Origin of the sequence: Bacillus sp. TH50, assembly GCF_016650565.1 — a bacterium.
Classification (GTDB): Bacteria; Bacillota; Bacilli; order Bacillales; family Bacillaceae_G; genus Bacillus_A; species Bacillus_A mycoides.
The window spans coordinates 2,188,081-2,202,594 of the sequence record NZ_JAEKFM010000003.1 but is presented as its reverse complement, the minus strand read 5'-3'; the positions used below and the strand labels follow the sequence as shown (position 1 = coordinate 2,202,594).

14 protein-coding genes are annotated in these 14,514 nt (G+C 37.9%); 12 read left to right on the top strand and 2 right to left on the bottom strand.

Annotation, left to right across the window (positions count from 1 at the left end; genetic code table 11):
• Positions 1-79: 79 nt before the first annotated feature.
• The gene (locus JFU23_RS11415; RefSeq protein ID WP_002034382.1) at positions 80-877 is read left to right on the top strand and encodes a phosphotransferase family protein; all 798 of its coding nucleotides are present in this window, start codon (positions 80-82) and stop codon (positions 875-877) included.
• Between the two features lie 3 nt (positions 878-880).
• Here the strand turns inward: JFU23_RS11415 and JFU23_RS11410 are convergent, their stop codons facing one another.
• Positions 881-1,159: a YtzH-like family protein gene (locus JFU23_RS11410; protein ID WP_002015625.1), complete on the bottom strand. Its 279-nt coding sequence runs from the start codon at positions 1,157-1,159 to the stop codon at positions 881-883.
• Between the two features lie 232 nt (positions 1,160-1,391).
• On the opposite strand from JFU23_RS11410, the gene trmB reads away from it, so the two are divergent.
• On the top strand, positions 1,392-2,045 hold the full coding sequence (gene trmB, locus JFU23_RS11405) for a tRNA (guanosine(46)-N7)-methyltransferase TrmB (protein WP_002138679.1): 654 nt from the start codon (positions 1,392-1,394) through the stop codon (positions 2,043-2,045).
• A gap of 70 nt (positions 2,046-2,115) precedes the next feature.
• On the top strand, positions 2,116-2,970 hold the full coding sequence (locus JFU23_RS11400; protein WP_434088054.1) for a YtnP family quorum-quenching lactonase: 855 nt from the start codon (positions 2,116-2,118) through the stop codon (positions 2,968-2,970).
• Positions 2,971-3,098: 128 nt separating this feature from the next.
• On the opposite strand, the gene JFU23_RS11395 is transcribed toward JFU23_RS11400, so the two are convergent.
• Positions 3,099-3,410 carry a PepSY domain-containing protein gene (locus tag JFU23_RS11395; protein ID WP_002015622.1) on the bottom strand — a complete coding sequence of 104 codons (312 nt, stop codon included), beginning with the start codon at positions 3,408-3,410 and terminating at the stop codon, positions 3,099-3,101.
• 148 nt (positions 3,411-3,558) lie between these two features.
• Between JFU23_RS11395 and JFU23_RS11390 the strand changes: the two genes are divergently transcribed.
• From JFU23_RS11390 to JFU23_RS11350, 9 genes are all read left to right on the top strand, one after another.
• A complete protein-coding gene (locus JFU23_RS11390) occupies positions 3,559-4,632 on the top strand; it encodes a M42 family metallopeptidase (RefSeq protein WP_078184718.1) in 1,074 nt (357 codons plus the stop codon).
• A gap of 289 nt (positions 4,633-4,921) precedes the next feature.
• Positions 4,922-5,431, top strand: a complete 510-nt coding sequence (locus JFU23_RS11385; RefSeq protein WP_002089045.1) for a DUF84 family protein — start codon at positions 4,922-4,924, stop codon at positions 5,429-5,431.
• A gap of 83 nt (positions 5,432-5,514) precedes the next feature.
• On the top strand, positions 5,515-5,829 hold the full coding sequence (locus JFU23_RS11380) for a thioredoxin family protein (protein ID WP_002015619.1): 315 nt from the start codon (positions 5,515-5,517) through the stop codon (positions 5,827-5,829).
• 79 nt (positions 5,830-5,908) lie between these two features.
• Positions 5,909-6,721 carry a DUF1444 domain-containing protein gene (locus JFU23_RS11375; RefSeq protein WP_002089043.1) on the top strand — a complete coding sequence of 271 codons (813 nt, stop codon included), beginning with the start codon at positions 5,909-5,911 and terminating at the stop codon, positions 6,719-6,721.
• Positions 6,718-7,332, top strand: coding sequence for a YtpR family tRNA-binding protein (ytpR, locus tag JFU23_RS11370; protein WP_201031916.1), 615 nt, complete (start codon positions 6,718-6,720; stop codon positions 7,330-7,332). Before JFU23_RS11375 ends, ytpR begins: the two co-directional genes overlap by 4 nt.
• Positions 7,333-7,476: 144 nt before the next feature.
• Positions 7,477-7,821, top strand: a complete 345-nt coding sequence (locus tag JFU23_RS11365; protein ID WP_002015616.1) for a hypothetical protein — start codon at positions 7,477-7,479, stop codon at positions 7,819-7,821.
• 40 nt (positions 7,822-7,861) lie between these two features.
• Entirely contained in the window at positions 7,862-8,818 is a 957-nt protein-coding gene (locus JFU23_RS11360) for an N-acetylmuramoyl-L-alanine amidase (RefSeq protein WP_201031915.1), read from the top strand.
• Between the two features lie 156 nt (positions 8,819-8,974).
• Complete coding sequence (locus tag JFU23_RS11355) at positions 8,975-13,183, top strand: DNA translocase FtsK (RefSeq protein ID WP_201031914.1); 4,209 nt, start codon at positions 8,975-8,977, stop codon at positions 13,181-13,183.
• Between the two features lie 61 nt (positions 13,184-13,244).
• On the top strand, positions 13,245-14,363 hold the full coding sequence (locus JFU23_RS11350; protein ID WP_002015597.1) for a nicotinate phosphoribosyltransferase: 1,119 nt from the start codon (positions 13,245-13,247) through the stop codon (positions 14,361-14,363).
• Positions 14,364-14,514: the final 151 nt, after the last annotated feature.

Sequence of the window (14,514 nt, the reverse complement as noted above, 5' to 3'; positions counted from 1 at the left end):
ATATGAATCCACAACATGCGTAGAAATGTTGCGGTTTTTCTTTTCATAACTATAAAAGATAAGGATTTGTTAACGGGTAATGAATATGGAATGGTTGGAACAATTATTAGGAAAAGAGTGGAGTCTTATACCGGCTGGTGGAGTAACGGGCGATGCATATATTGCGCAAAACGGACAACAAAAGTTATTTTTAAAGCGGAATACATCGCCCTTTTTAGCGGTATTGTCAGCAGAAGGAATTGTTCCAAAATTACTTTGGACAAGAAGGGTAACGAACGGTGATGTAATTTCTGCTCAAAAATGGCTTCCGGGACAGAAGTTAGAGCCAGAGGATATGAAACTAGAACGTGTTGCGAAACTTTTGAAGAAAATACACTCCTCTAAAGCGCTTGTGCAGATGATTCAAAGGCTAGGAAAGCAGCCGCTTCATGCGCAAGAGTTATTACAACAATTACAGCTCGTTTTAAGAGGAGATATAAGAGTTGATGAAACAATTCAGCAAGGTCTTCAATATTTAACGGAGTCATTAAAAGATATTGAGTACAATGAATTCGTTGTATGCCATTGTGATGTAAACCATAACAATTGGATATTGTCGGACGAAGATGAATTGTTTTTAATTGATTGGGATGGGGCTGTTATTGCTGACCCAGCTTTAGATCTTGGTATGTTATTATATTGGTATGTTCCGCGCCATGAATGGAGTGAGTGGCTCGGATATTATGAGATTGAACTAGATGAATCATTGCTTAGGCGTATGAGATGGTATGTGATAGCACAAACGATTTTATCTATGCAATGGCACACAACAAAAAAGCAGCAAGCAGAAGCTAAATATTGGCATCAATATTTACAGCAACTACTTGCTTCAGAATAATACTTAAGAAAAATTGTCCATTCCAGCAATCCACTGAGTAAGTTGTTCTTGATTATTGGAAATATGGTTGTCCAAATTAGAGGAAGATTTACCCGATTGACTATAAGAATATACATCGTTTAGCATTACTTTAGTGTCACTACTTATACTATCGTTTGCGAGTAACGATTGAATGAGTCGCTCTAATTGCTCGCATTCAGAAACTGTCCCGCAGCAATCACTTTGATGGTTGATTAAAATATCTTTTAATACTTCTAATTGATGCTGTTGATTAATTGGCATGAACGGATCATCCTTTCGAGTGTTTTTCTCTCTCTAGAAATGTAAGAGAAAAAGCTATTTCGTCATGGAATGTTTAATGCTTTATGTAGTTTTTATCAAAATGGTACATCTTATACTTGAAAGAAACGGACCGAGTGCTCGTACGTACTTGGTTTTTTGTTTGATAGATTGATTAAAACAGAAAGAAGGAATTTTTCCTTTAAAATAGTTTTGTAAAGAGAGGGAGACATCTATGCGTTTAAGACATAAGCCTTATGCAATGGATCGAATTAATGAGTATTCACATATCGTAATTGGAAACCCAGAGGAGAGCGCTGGTAACTGGAAAGAAATATTTGGAAATGAACAGCCAATTCATATTGAAGTAGGTACAGGACGTGGCCGCTTTATGTATGATATGGCAAAAGCAAATCCGCATATTAACTATATTGGAATTGAAAAATTCACAAGTGTTGTTGTAGATGCACTTGATAAATTAATTGAAGAAGAAGTACCGAACTTAAAGTTAATTAATAAAGATGCTGAAGATTTAACAGTTTTCTTTGCGAAAGGTGAAATTGACCGCGTTTATTTAAACTTCTCAGATCCATGGCCGAAGAATCGTCATACGAAGCGTCGTTTAACGTATAAAACATTTTTACGCAATTATGAAGAAGTGTTAGTAGATGGCGGAGAAATTCATTTCAAAACTGATAACCAAGGTTTATTTGAATATTCTCTTATGAGTATGGCTGAGTATGGTATGTTATTAACTTACCTTAGCCTAGATCTTCATAATAGTGATTATGAAGGAAACATTATGACAGAATACGAAGAGAAATTCTCTAGTAAAGGTCATCGTATTTACCGAGTTGAAGCAAAATATCGTACGGAGCCTATGCAGTAATGCATAGGTTTTTTATATGAAAAATAATCGGAATATTATGTTAAAATTAAATGAAAAAGGGGGATGGGATATGGAACAGTTACAAATTGGAAATATAAAAGTGACGTGGCTAAAAGGTGGGAATACACATTTAGATGGAGGCGCGATGTTTGGAGTTGTGCCAAAAGTACTTTGGTCACGAAAATATAAACATAATGATACAAATCATATTTATTTACGAACAGATCCGTTACTCTTACAAACGAAAGAAGGAAACATGCTTATTGATTCAGGGATAGGGAATGGTAAATTGAATGAGAAAATGAAGCGGAATCAAGGTGTAACAGAAGAATCATCAGTTAAGGAATCTTTAGAAAAATTGGGACTGCATAATGAAGATATTCATTACGTCTTAATGACGCATCTTCATTTTGACCATGCATCTGGTTTAACAAAATGGGAGGGAAATCACCTTGTTCCGGCGTTTCCGAACGCAACGATTTATGTAAGTGAGACTGAATGGAATGAAATGAAAAATCCGAATGTTAGATCGCGTAATACATATTGGAAGGAAAATTGGGAGCCAATCGTTGATAAGATTGTTACGTTCAAGCAAGAAATAGAAATTACGGATGAAATAAAGATGGTGCATACGGGTGGTCATAGCGATGGACATGCCGTTGTCGTCCTTGAAAGTCAGGGTGAAACGATGCTTCATTTAGCGGACATTTTACCGACGTATGCACATCAAAATGTATTATGGGTAATGGCATATGATGACTATCCAATGACATCGATTGAACATAAACAAAAGTGGATGAAGTATGGTGCTGAAAAAGAGGCGTGGTTTACTTTTTATCATGATGCATATTACCGTGCAGTAAAGTGGAATGAGGAAGGGCATATAGTGGAGAAGATAGAGAGAAAAACAAATATAGAAGCTTAATATTAATAAGAGGAAGGTGTCCAAAAATATTTATTGGAACAATCTCCACTTATTATGTATTGCTGTTATTATCAGTTTTTGTTGGTAATTCTAAAAAAAAAGAGGTTCACCTAATGGGAAACCTCTTTTTATGCTGCTATAACCTCTAAAACAGTACCTGTTTTAGCATCAACTAAAAATTCAAATCGTTCTTGTATTTCATCTAACATCGTTGTAAGACCGCCGCGATAAACTTCGTACGCGACATCATATTTTTCAAATGCCTCTGGAACCATATGTACCCAAGAGCCAGTAATTTCACCTTTATGACTTAATGCTTGTTTCACCATTTTCAATGCTTTTTCTGAAGAAATATGGGATTGTTCTTGTACTTTGTTTGCAACGAAATAACCAGCTGCGAACCCAACGCCAAGACCTGTGACTAAACCTTTCCAGCTCATATATTCACCTCAATTCTGTAAAATAAAAATAGTGTACCAATAATAATTATAATGCAAATGCAACTAAAAAAGAAGAAACTAGAAACATTTCGAAAATTTCGTTACAATAAAAGAGGTATTCTACTAAGGTTTGAAAGAAGGGGACTTCGTGAATAAAGAGACATTACAATTATTTCGTACGTTAACAGAATTACAAGGTACATCAGGTTTTGAACATGATGTGCGCAGTTTTATGAAGCAAGAATTAAGCAAATATGCTGATGAGATTGTGCAAGACGGTTTAGGTAGCGTATTTGGCCTGAAAAAAGGGGACGAAACTGGCCCGCGCGTTCTTGTAGCAGGTCATATGGATGAAGTAGGTTTCATGGTTACGCAAATTACGAAAAATGGGATGCTTCGTTTTCAAACGTTAGGTGGCTGGTGGAGCCAAGTACTATTAGCTCAGCGTGTACAAGTTATGACGAAGAATGGTCCTGTTATTGGGGTTGTTGGTTCCATTCCTCCTCATTTATTAAGTGATGCGCAACGTGCAAAACCGATGGATATAAAAAATATGTTAATTGATATAGGTGCAGATAGTTATGAAGATGCGATTGAAATTGGCATAAAGCCAGGGCAACAAATCGTTCCAATCTGCCCATTCACGCCAATGGCAAATGAAAAGAAAATTATGGCGAAAGCTTGGGACAACCGCTATGGATGTGGCCTTGCTATCGAATTGCTAAAGGAATTAAAAGATGAAACATTACCAAACACATTATACTCTGGTGCGACTGTACAAGAAGAAGTAGGTCTTCGCGGAGCACAAACTGCTGCAAATATGATTCAACCAGATATTTTCTATGCGCTTGATGCAAGTCCAGCAAATGATGCATCTGGTGATAAGACGCAGTTCGGTCAATTAGGAAAAGGCGCTCTTCTTCGTATTTATGACCGTACAATGGTAACACATAGAGGAATGCGTGAATTCATTTTAGATACAGCAGAAACACATAACATTCCGTACCAATACTTTATTTCACAAGGTGGTACAGATGCGGGCCGTGTGCATACAAGTAACTCTGGTATCCCATCAGCAGTAATTGGTGTTTGTGCACGCTACATTCATACACATGCTTCTATTTTACATGTTGATGATTATGCGGCAGCGAAGGAATTAATTACGAAGCTTGTGAGAGCGACGGACAAAACGACGTTAGAGACAATTAAGAATAACGCGTAAAGAGGAAGGGTGAAAAACCCTTCTTTTTTTAGGTTGAATAGATGACCCAGCGATGAATGGGAGCGGTCAGTGTCTAGTTGGTGTTCGAGCGATGTATTAAGACCGCGGGTAGGAAGAGAGAGGAAGGCTGTTTTTGGAAAACCTTTTCTTTTTTTAGGTGGGAGAGATGACACAGAGATGCGTGTGTGCGGTCAGGCGCACTACGGTATAAATCTCAGTCATGAAGACTGATTTGGTGTTCGAGGCTAGTATTAGGATAGAATGATGAATTTATATAGAGGTGAATGAAATGAAGGTAGTGGTTGGATCGAAGAATAAGACGAAGGTTGGGGCTGTGGAGAAGGTTTGGGAAGATGCTGAAATTACATCTCTTTCTGTTCCATCAGGAGTAGCAAATCAGCCTTTTTCAGATGAAGAGACGATGCAAGGAGCAGTAAATAGAGCGAAGAGAGCATTGCAGGAAGGTGCAGCTCATATCGGCATTGGGCTAGAAGGCGGCGTTATGAAAACGGAGCATGGGTTATTTATGTGTAACTGGGGTGCTTTAGCGACGATTGAAGGTAAAACATTTGTTGCGGGCGGGGCACGTATTAAGTTACCAGACGATTTTTTAGCACCGCTTGAAGAAGGAAAAGAGCTAAGTGAAGTGATGGAAGAGTTTGTAGAGCGAAAAGATATTCGTAGTCACGAAGGTGCTATCGGTATTTTTACAGATGATTATGTCGACCGAACGGAATTATTTGTACACGTTGTTAAGTTACTTGTTGGGCAATATAAGTATGATGAAAAGCAAGCATAAACCTTGCACCATGCGCGATGTATGGTAGTATAAAGAAAAGATTATAGTGTGAAAAAGTGCACTCGTTAGAGGAGGAAATATAGATGAAATCATTAGAAAGCATGGAACAATTCCAAGAATTAAAAAATGAAGAGAATGTAGTCTTCATGTTCTCAGCAGAATGGTGCCCAGATTGCCGTTTCGTTGATCCATTTATGCCAGAAGTAGAAGAGAAGTATAGTGATTTCTCATTTTACTATGTAGATCGTGATGAATTTATTGATTTATGCGTGAAAGTAGACGTATTTGGCATTCCAAGCTTTGTAGCGTACAATAAAGGTGAAGAAACTGGACGCTATGTAAATAAAGATCGTAAAACACAAGAGCAAATCGAAGAGTTTATTGAAGGTTTAAAATAAGACAATTAGCCAATTGAATTGTAAAAACAACCTCTACCTTCGCGGGGGAGGTTATTTTTTTGGAAGGGAGGAAAAAGAGATGAAAATGACAAGTAAAAAGATGAAAGACGAGTTAATGAAGAAATTATCTCGACCAGAATGGGACTGTCATTATGATAGCGAGAAAGAAGTTCTTCGTATTGAACAAACAGACTCGAAAAAAGGTATTAACGTATCACTTCCAGGAGTAGTTGCAAAATGGGAAGTGAACAAAGAAAAAGCAATTGAAGAGGTCGCTTATTACGTACAAGAAGCGCTAATTGCAATGCATAAAGAAGAAAATAGCACGGCGAAAATTTTACCTGTTATTCGCTCTACTTCTTTCCCGAAACAATCAGAAGAAGGAAATCCGTTTATTATGACGGACCATACGGCGGAAACACGTATTTACTATGCGCTTGATTCTAATAAAACATATCGATTAATTGATGAGCGCCTATTGCAAAAATTAGAGCTTACAGAGGAACAAGTACGTGAAATGGCATTATTTAATGCTCGCTCATTAGGCTATGAATTTAAGCAGGAGACAGTAGCAGGTAATACATTCTACTTTTTAAACACAAATGATGGATACGATGCGAGTCGTATTTTAAACGAATCGTTACTACACTCGATGCGTGAAAAGATCTCTGGTGATATGGTTGTTGCAGTTCCTCACCAAGATGTATTAATTATTGCTGATATCGTCAACGAAATCGGTTATGATATTATTGCACAAATGACAATGAAATTTTTTGCCGAAGGGCATGTTCCGATTACATCACTTTCATTCGTATATGAAGATGGGGACTTCGAACCAATCTTTATTTTAGCGAAGAATCGGAAGAAGACAGATGGAAAAGAGAAAGGATGAACGAAGTGAACGTTTTTTACAACCTTGAAGGAATTGGTGACACTTTAATTGTTACCTTACAAGATATTACTTTAGAAAACCGTACATTTGACCGCAAAGGAGATGTTGCTCGCGTATACGATCGTGAAAGCAACGTAACAGCAGGATTCAACATCTTTAATGCGTCTTCTTATGTAGAAGTAACAGACAACGGAAACGTTACATTAACGAAAGAGTTTGTTGAAAAAATTAACGGAATTTTAGCGAAGAATGGCTTTGAAGAAAAAGTAGAAGCTGATTTCACGCCGAAATTTGTGGTAGGCTATGTAGCTGAAAAAGAGAAGCATCCAAATGCTGATAAATTAAACATTTGTACAGTAGAAATCGTTACAGAAACATTACAAATCGTATGTGGTGCACCAAACGTTGATGCAGGACAAAAAGTTGTTGTTGCAAAAATCGGTGCTGTAATGCCAAGTGGTATGTTAATTAAACCAGCTGAACTTCGCGGTGTTCCTTCTTCTGGAATGATTTGCTCTGCACGTGAGTTAGAGCTTCCAGATGCTCCAGAAGAAAAAGGTATTCTTGTATTAGAAGATAGCTTTGAAGTTGGACAAGAATTTAAATTTTAATTGATGTTAGAAAAAGTAGTCTCGCATATGTGAGGCTATTTTTTTGTGCGAAATTCCTAGGATTGTAACGTTTCCTCTCAAAATCTATATTGTATTTCAAAAACGGATTAGTTAAAATTTAGAAAAAAAGAAGGGGGTAGACGTATGAAGCAACAACCAAAAATTGCAGAACTTCTGAAACGAATTGAAACTTCAAAACAGCAAGATATCGAACTAGGTTCCTATGAAATATATGTGTTTAGCGAAAATGAATTAGAAAAAGGACAAATCGGTTATCGATATGATAAACATAAAAATTCATTAATAAGTGAAGAAAGTGGAAAATGGAAAGAGGAATGGATTGTTATCGGATATGAAACGGATATGGGGGATCCTGTTTTCGTAAATGTAGCTGATGATGCTTATCTAGTCTATACCGCAGAGCGTGGTACAGAAACGTGGCAACCCGTTCATATTGGAAATATGGATGAAATTATAAAACAATTATAAGAAAAACTTTGAGACCGGTGCAAAGTGATAGGAGAGAAAAATGAAGTATATAAAAATAATGAGCGCTATTGCAGTCATTGGAATATATATGGGAGGTTGTTCGCAAGAAGAGCCGAAAAAAGAAACAACATCTTCTATACAAGAAAAAAACAAAGATAATAAGGAAGACGCACCGGTAGAAAAGCAGCAAGAAGAACAAGAAAAGAAAGAACAGCCGCAAGCAATTCAAACGAATGAGCAAGTGGAACATAAGCAGGAGGAAGTGCCGGCCGAGGAAAAGAAAGAGGAAACTACGCCGCTGCCGCCAACTGAGCAACCGCTGCAAAATAATGAACAAAAAGTAGAGAGTAATGAAAAACAAGAAAAGTTTCTCGTCGTTATTGATCCAGGTCATCAACAAAAAGCGAATTTAAATTTAGAGGCAATTGGTCCAGGAGCAACTACGCAAAAATATAAAGTAACAGACGGAACAGCGGGAGTTGTAACGAAAAAGAGGGAATCAGTTCTTGTATTAGAGATGGCTTTTATATTGAAAGAAAAACTGGAAGAAAAAGGTATACAAGTATTGATGACGAGAACGTCACATGAGGCTGATATAAGTAATAAGGAACGAGCAACATTCGCGAATGATCATAAAGCGAATTTATTTTTGCGCCTTCACGCAGATGGTTCTGAAAATCCAAATCAAAGTGGATTTGCTGTATTGACACCGGCAGAAGGAAGTCCGTATACGAAAGAGATTTATGCTGAAAGTCTTCAAATCTCTCAAACGATAGTAAATAAAATGAGAGAGAATCATCAAGTGAAAGTAAATGGAATTAAATTTCGGGATGATCTTTCTGGATTTAATTGGTCAAAAGTTCCAGGAGTACTATTAGAACTTGGATTTATGTCAAACCCTGAAGAAGACAAAAAATTATCTGACCCACAGTATGTAAATTCTTTATTGCAAAGTGTAACGGATAGTGTGGATGAATATCGGAAGGGTAAAGATTAAACGAGGTCTTACATGTAAGACCTCGTTTTTCTATATGAAAAACAATCGCGAATTAGAATATTATGGATAAAACTAATATGCTTAATTTTACCTGCACTTTTTGCCGAATGCTGATACAATAAAGGATGTTACTATTTAGTAGAAAGAGTGGTAAACATGTTAGATTGGATGAAAAAGCTGTTTAACAAAGAGGAAGAAAAAACAGTGATGAATAAAGAAGTACCGGCACAAATTGAAAGTCAGCCGAAAATTCCTCGTGTAAACCACTACACTGAAGCAAGAGAAGCACAAATGGCAAGTCGGAATGCAGGGAAATGTCGTTTTCCATTAATACCAGATAATGGCTTCGATGAGGAGGATGTAAGAGAACTGCCTAACTTTGAAGAACAACCTATTCAAAGAGGAGCATATGAAGAACAGCCTACTCAAAGAGGAATAAAAGTGGAAAGAAGCAGACGACCGTATGTGGAAACAGAAGCACCTACATATGAGGAACCGGAATTGCAATATGAACCGGAACCAGAGCCTGTCGTAAAAAAAGCATTCGTACCGTCGCAAGAAAGTAACCGTAGACCATTTCGTCCAACAGAAATGATTTCTCCGATTTATGGATATAACCGTCCTTCAGTAGAAACGAAGGTTGTGCAGGAGGAAGAAAAGGTAAGAGAAGATCTTGAAATATCTGTTGAAGGAAAAGCTGTTGTTGACGCATGGTTAGAGAAAAAGGGATATACATTATCTGACTTTTCGGGAGTTCTACAAGGAAGTTCATCTGTTAAGAACGGAGTGAACGAACGAAGTAATAAAGTAGAAGAAAAATCGGTTGTGGATACATGGTTAGAGAAAAACGGTTACGAAGTTGAACGTCAAGCCCCTTCATTAGAAGAAAGCCTAAGTGATGATTTGCTTCATAAAACAGTAGGACAGCATGTGGAAAAAGAGGCTACAATTGTACAAGCCTTGAAGCAGGAGCAAGATGTAGTGGCGTTATCATCTACAGAAGATAACGAAGAAACTTTACAAGAAGAGTCAATAGATTCTAAAGTAGAGCATGTGTATTCGATATTAACAGAAGAAAATGAATGTAATACAGAAATAGAAGAAACTGTTGCTGAAGTTGCAGCAAATCAAGTCGAAGAAGAAACCTTAGAAGATGTAGTGATTGTAAAAGCAGATGAAAAGCTTGAAGAAACAATTACTATAGAAATACCAGATGCTTTTGAAGAAGAAGCTAAGGAAGCAGAAGAAGTTGTGGAATTAGAAGAAACTGAGGAAGCAATAGAAGAAGTTGCAGAATTAGAGGAAGCTGAGGAAGCGACAGAAGAAGTTGTGGAATTAGAGGAAGCTGAGGAAGCAGCAGAAGAAGTTGTAGAATTAGAGAAATCTGAGGAAGCGACAGAAGAAGTTGTGGAATTAGAGAAACCTGAGGAAGCAGCAGAAGAAGTTGTGGAATTAGAGAAATCTGAGGAAGCGACAGAAGAAGTTGCAGAATTAGAGGAAGCTGAGGAAGCGACAGAAGAAGTTGTGGAATTAGAGGAAGCTGAGGAAGCAGCAGAAGAAGTTGTAGAATTAGAGAAATCTGAGGAAGCGACAGAAGAAGTTGTGGAATTAGAAGAAACTAAGGAAGCGACAGAAGAAGTTGCAGAATTAGAAGAAGCTAAGGAAGCGACAGAAGAAGTTATGGAATTAGAGAAATCTGAGGAAGTGACAGAAGAAGTTGTGGAATTAGAAGAAACTAAGGAAGCGACAGAAGAAGTTATGGAATTAGAGAAATCTGAGGAAGTGACAGAAGAAGTTGTGGAATTAGAAGAAACTAAGGAAGCGACAGAAGAAGTTGTGGAATTAGAAGAAACTAAGGAAGCGGCAGAAGAAGTTATGGAATTAGAGAAATCTGAGGAAGTGACAGAAGAAGTTGTGGAATTAGAAGAAACTAAGGAAGCGACAGAAGAAGTTATGGAATTAGAGAAATCTGAGGAAGTGACAGAAGAAGTTGTGGAATTAGAAGAAACTAAGGAAGCGACAGAAGAAGTTGTGGAATTAGAGAAACCTGAGGAAGCAGCAGAAGAAGTTGCAGAATTAGAGGAAGCTGAGGAAGCAGCAGAAGAAGTTGCAGAATTAGAAGAAGCTAAGGAAGCGACAGAAGAAGTTGTGGAATTAGAGAAACCTGAGGAAGCGACAGAAGAAGTTGCGGAGTTAGAGGGTACTAAGGAAGAAGAACCAATTTCTCAAGAAACAGTAATTGAAGAAACGATGAATACAGATTTAGTGGAAAATACACCAGTTGCAGAGCAACCAGTGATTTCTCAACAAGAAACAATTACGTTCAAGGAAGAAAGTGAAGTATTCGTACCAGTTTCAGAAACGGATGAGCAAACAAAGAAAGATGTTCAAAACTTTGCGAACGTTTTAATTGAAGAAGCGGAAGAAAAGAAGCAAGTTGCTGAAGAACAGCCTGCTTTACAAATAGAAGAACTGAAACGTGAGAAAAAACGTCATGTCCCATTTAATGTTGTCATGTTAAAGCAGGATAGAAAGAAATTAATGGAAAGACATGCGGCAAGAACGAACGTAATGCAATCAACTGTCAGTGAACGAGTGGAAGAAAAGCCAGTGCAGCAAGTGGTAGTAGAACCACAAGCAGAAGAAAAGCCAATGCAGCAAATGGTAGTAGACCCGCAAGTGGAAGAAAAACCAGTGCAGCAAGTGGTAGTAAACCCGCAAGTGGAAGAAAGTCCAGTGCAGCAAGTGGTAGTAGAAGCCCAAGTGGAAGAAAAACCAATGCAGCAAGTGGTAGTGGAAGCTCAAGTGGAAGAAAAACCGATGCAACAAGTAGTGGTGGCTGGACAAGTACAAGAGTCAATTTCAAGTACGGAAGTACAAGAGAAAGCATATGTTGTAAATCAAAAAGAGAATGATATGCGCAACGTACTACAAGCGCCACCGAAGTATGAACTTCCGCCATTAACGTTGTTGTCAATTCCACAGCAGGCAGCATTAGATAATACGGAGTGGCTAGAAGAACAGGAAGAATTATTAAATACGACATTTAATAATTTCCATGTTGGAGCACATGTGATTAATGTGTCACAAGGGCCGGCGGTAACTCGTTTTGAAGTACAACCAGACCCAGGTGTGAAAGTAAATAAAATTACAAATTTAAGTGATGATATTAAGTTAAGTCTAGCTGCGAAAGATATTCGAATTGAAGCGCCAATTCCAGGGAAGAGTGCGATTGGAATTGAAGTTCCAAACAAGGAAAGTAAGCCAGTATTCCTGCGTGAAATTTTAAGAAGTCCTGTATTTACAAAGAGTGAATCACCGCTTACAGTTGCGCTGGGGCTTGATATTTCAGGTGATCCAATTGTAACGGATATTCGAAAAATGCCACATGGACTTATTGCGGGTGCAACTGGTTCAGGGAAAAGTGTGTGCATTAACGCGATTTTAACGAGCATTTTATATAAAGCGAAGCCGCATGAAGTGAAGTTGATACTAATTGATCCGAAGATGGTTGAGCTTGCACCATACAATTCTGTTCCACATCTTGTAGCACCTGTTATTACTGACGTAAAAGCAGCTACAGCTGCGTTAAAGTGGGCGGTTGAAGAGATGGAACGTCGTTATGAATTGTTTGCTCATGCTGGTGCTCGTGATTTAACTCGTTACAATACGATTGTAAGTGGTAGAGAAATCCCAGGTGAGACATTACCTTATATTGTAATTGTCATTGACGAGTTAGCGGACTTAATGATGGTTGCACCTGGTGATGTGGAGGAAGCGATTTGTCGTATTGCACAAAAAGCTCGTGCTTGTGGTATTCACTTATTAGTTGCGACGCAGCGTCCATCTGTAGACGTTATTACAGGTTTAATTAAATCAAACATTCCAACGCGTATTGCGTTTACAGTATCATCTCAAGTTGATTCGCGTACGATCATCGATATTGGGGGCGCGGAGAAGTTACTTGGTCGTGGTGATATGCTATTTTTAGGAAACGGCACATCTAAACCAGTTCGTGTACAAGGTGTATACGTATCAGATGATGAGATTGAAAGAACAGTTGATCATGTGAAAAAGCAAATGAAGCCAAACTACTTATTTAAGCAAGAGGATTTATTAGCAAAATCAGAGCAGAGTGAGTCTGAAGATGAACTATTTTTTGATGCATGTCAATTTGTTGTAGAGCAAGGGGGAGCGTCCACATCTTCTGTACAGAGAAAATTCCGCATAGGTTATAATCGCGCGGCACGTCTAATTGAAGAGATGGAGTCGCAAGGGATTATTTCTGAAGGAAGAGGAACGAAACCGAGAGATGTCCTTATTTCTGAGGATGAATTCGCTGCTATGCAGGAAACAAATGTATAGGAAACGGTTTTGCTGTATACTAATAGAAAATGTTGGATAGTAAAGTAGGGAGTAAAGCGACATGAAAGAAATTGAATTAAAATTAAAAGGTGAAATAAATCGACTAACAAATAAAACATTTAAATTTGATGAACGTGTTGGAGAAGGCTGGTTCTCTGCCGTTTACTTTTTAAAAACTAGAGAAATCATTGAAGAATTTCGCCCGAAAAGCGTTGTAACAATGCAGTTTTTTCAAAAAGAACATGCAGTTCTTTGCGGAGCAGATGAGGTAATCGCATTGCTACAAACATTTGCCAAAAATCCTGAGGAATTAGAAATTCATTCTTTAAAGGATGGCGATAATATTAGTCCGTTTGAAACAGTTTTAACAATTCATGGTCCTTATGAATACTTCGGCTTTTTAGAAGGTGTAATTGATGGGATTTTAGCTCGTCGTACATCAGTTGCGACAAACGTATATAACGTTGTCCAAGCTGCACGTAGTGTAGATAAAGAAAAACCGGTTATTTTCATGGGAGATCGTGACGATCATTATACGCAACAAGCTGGTGACGGCTATGCGGCATACATCGGAGGTATGAGCGCGCAAGCGACGCATGCAATGAATGAATGGTGGGGCAGAAGTGGTATGGGGACGATGCCTCACGCTTTAATTCAAATGTTTAATGGTGATGTTGTTGAAGCTGCAAAGGCATATCATAAAAAATTCCCAGAAGATGAATTAGTCGTACTAATTGATTATAACAATGATGTCATCACAGATGCACTTCGCGTAGCGCGTGAATTTGGATCAACATTAAAAGGTGTACGTGTCGATACGTCTCGCACAATGATTGATCAATACTTCATTCGTCACCCAGAAGTACTTGGAACATTCGATCCACGTGGTGTAAATCCATCACTTGTATTTGCACTTCGTAAGGCTCTTGATGAGGAAGGGTTCCAACATGTAGATATCGTTGTAACTGGTGGGTTTGATGAGAAGCGTATTCGTGAATTTGAAGCTCAAAATGTTCCTGTCGATATATACGGAGTAGGAAGTAGCTTATTAAAAATGAATATTGGTTTTACTGGTGATAACGTAGAATTAAATGGAAAACCAGAAGCAAAAGCTGGTCGTAAATACCGTCCAAATTCACGTCTAGAGCGTGTTCAATTAGAAACAAAAGAAGATATGTAAAAGCGAGAAAAACTGATAGGTGATTGACCCTATCAGTTTTTCTGTTATCATAGTATAGCGGCTTGTTTTTTGCTATAATAAATGTGTTATGGACATAAAAGAAGTACGTACGAGTTTATCACTGATAAGTGAATATAAAAAGAAATTCACT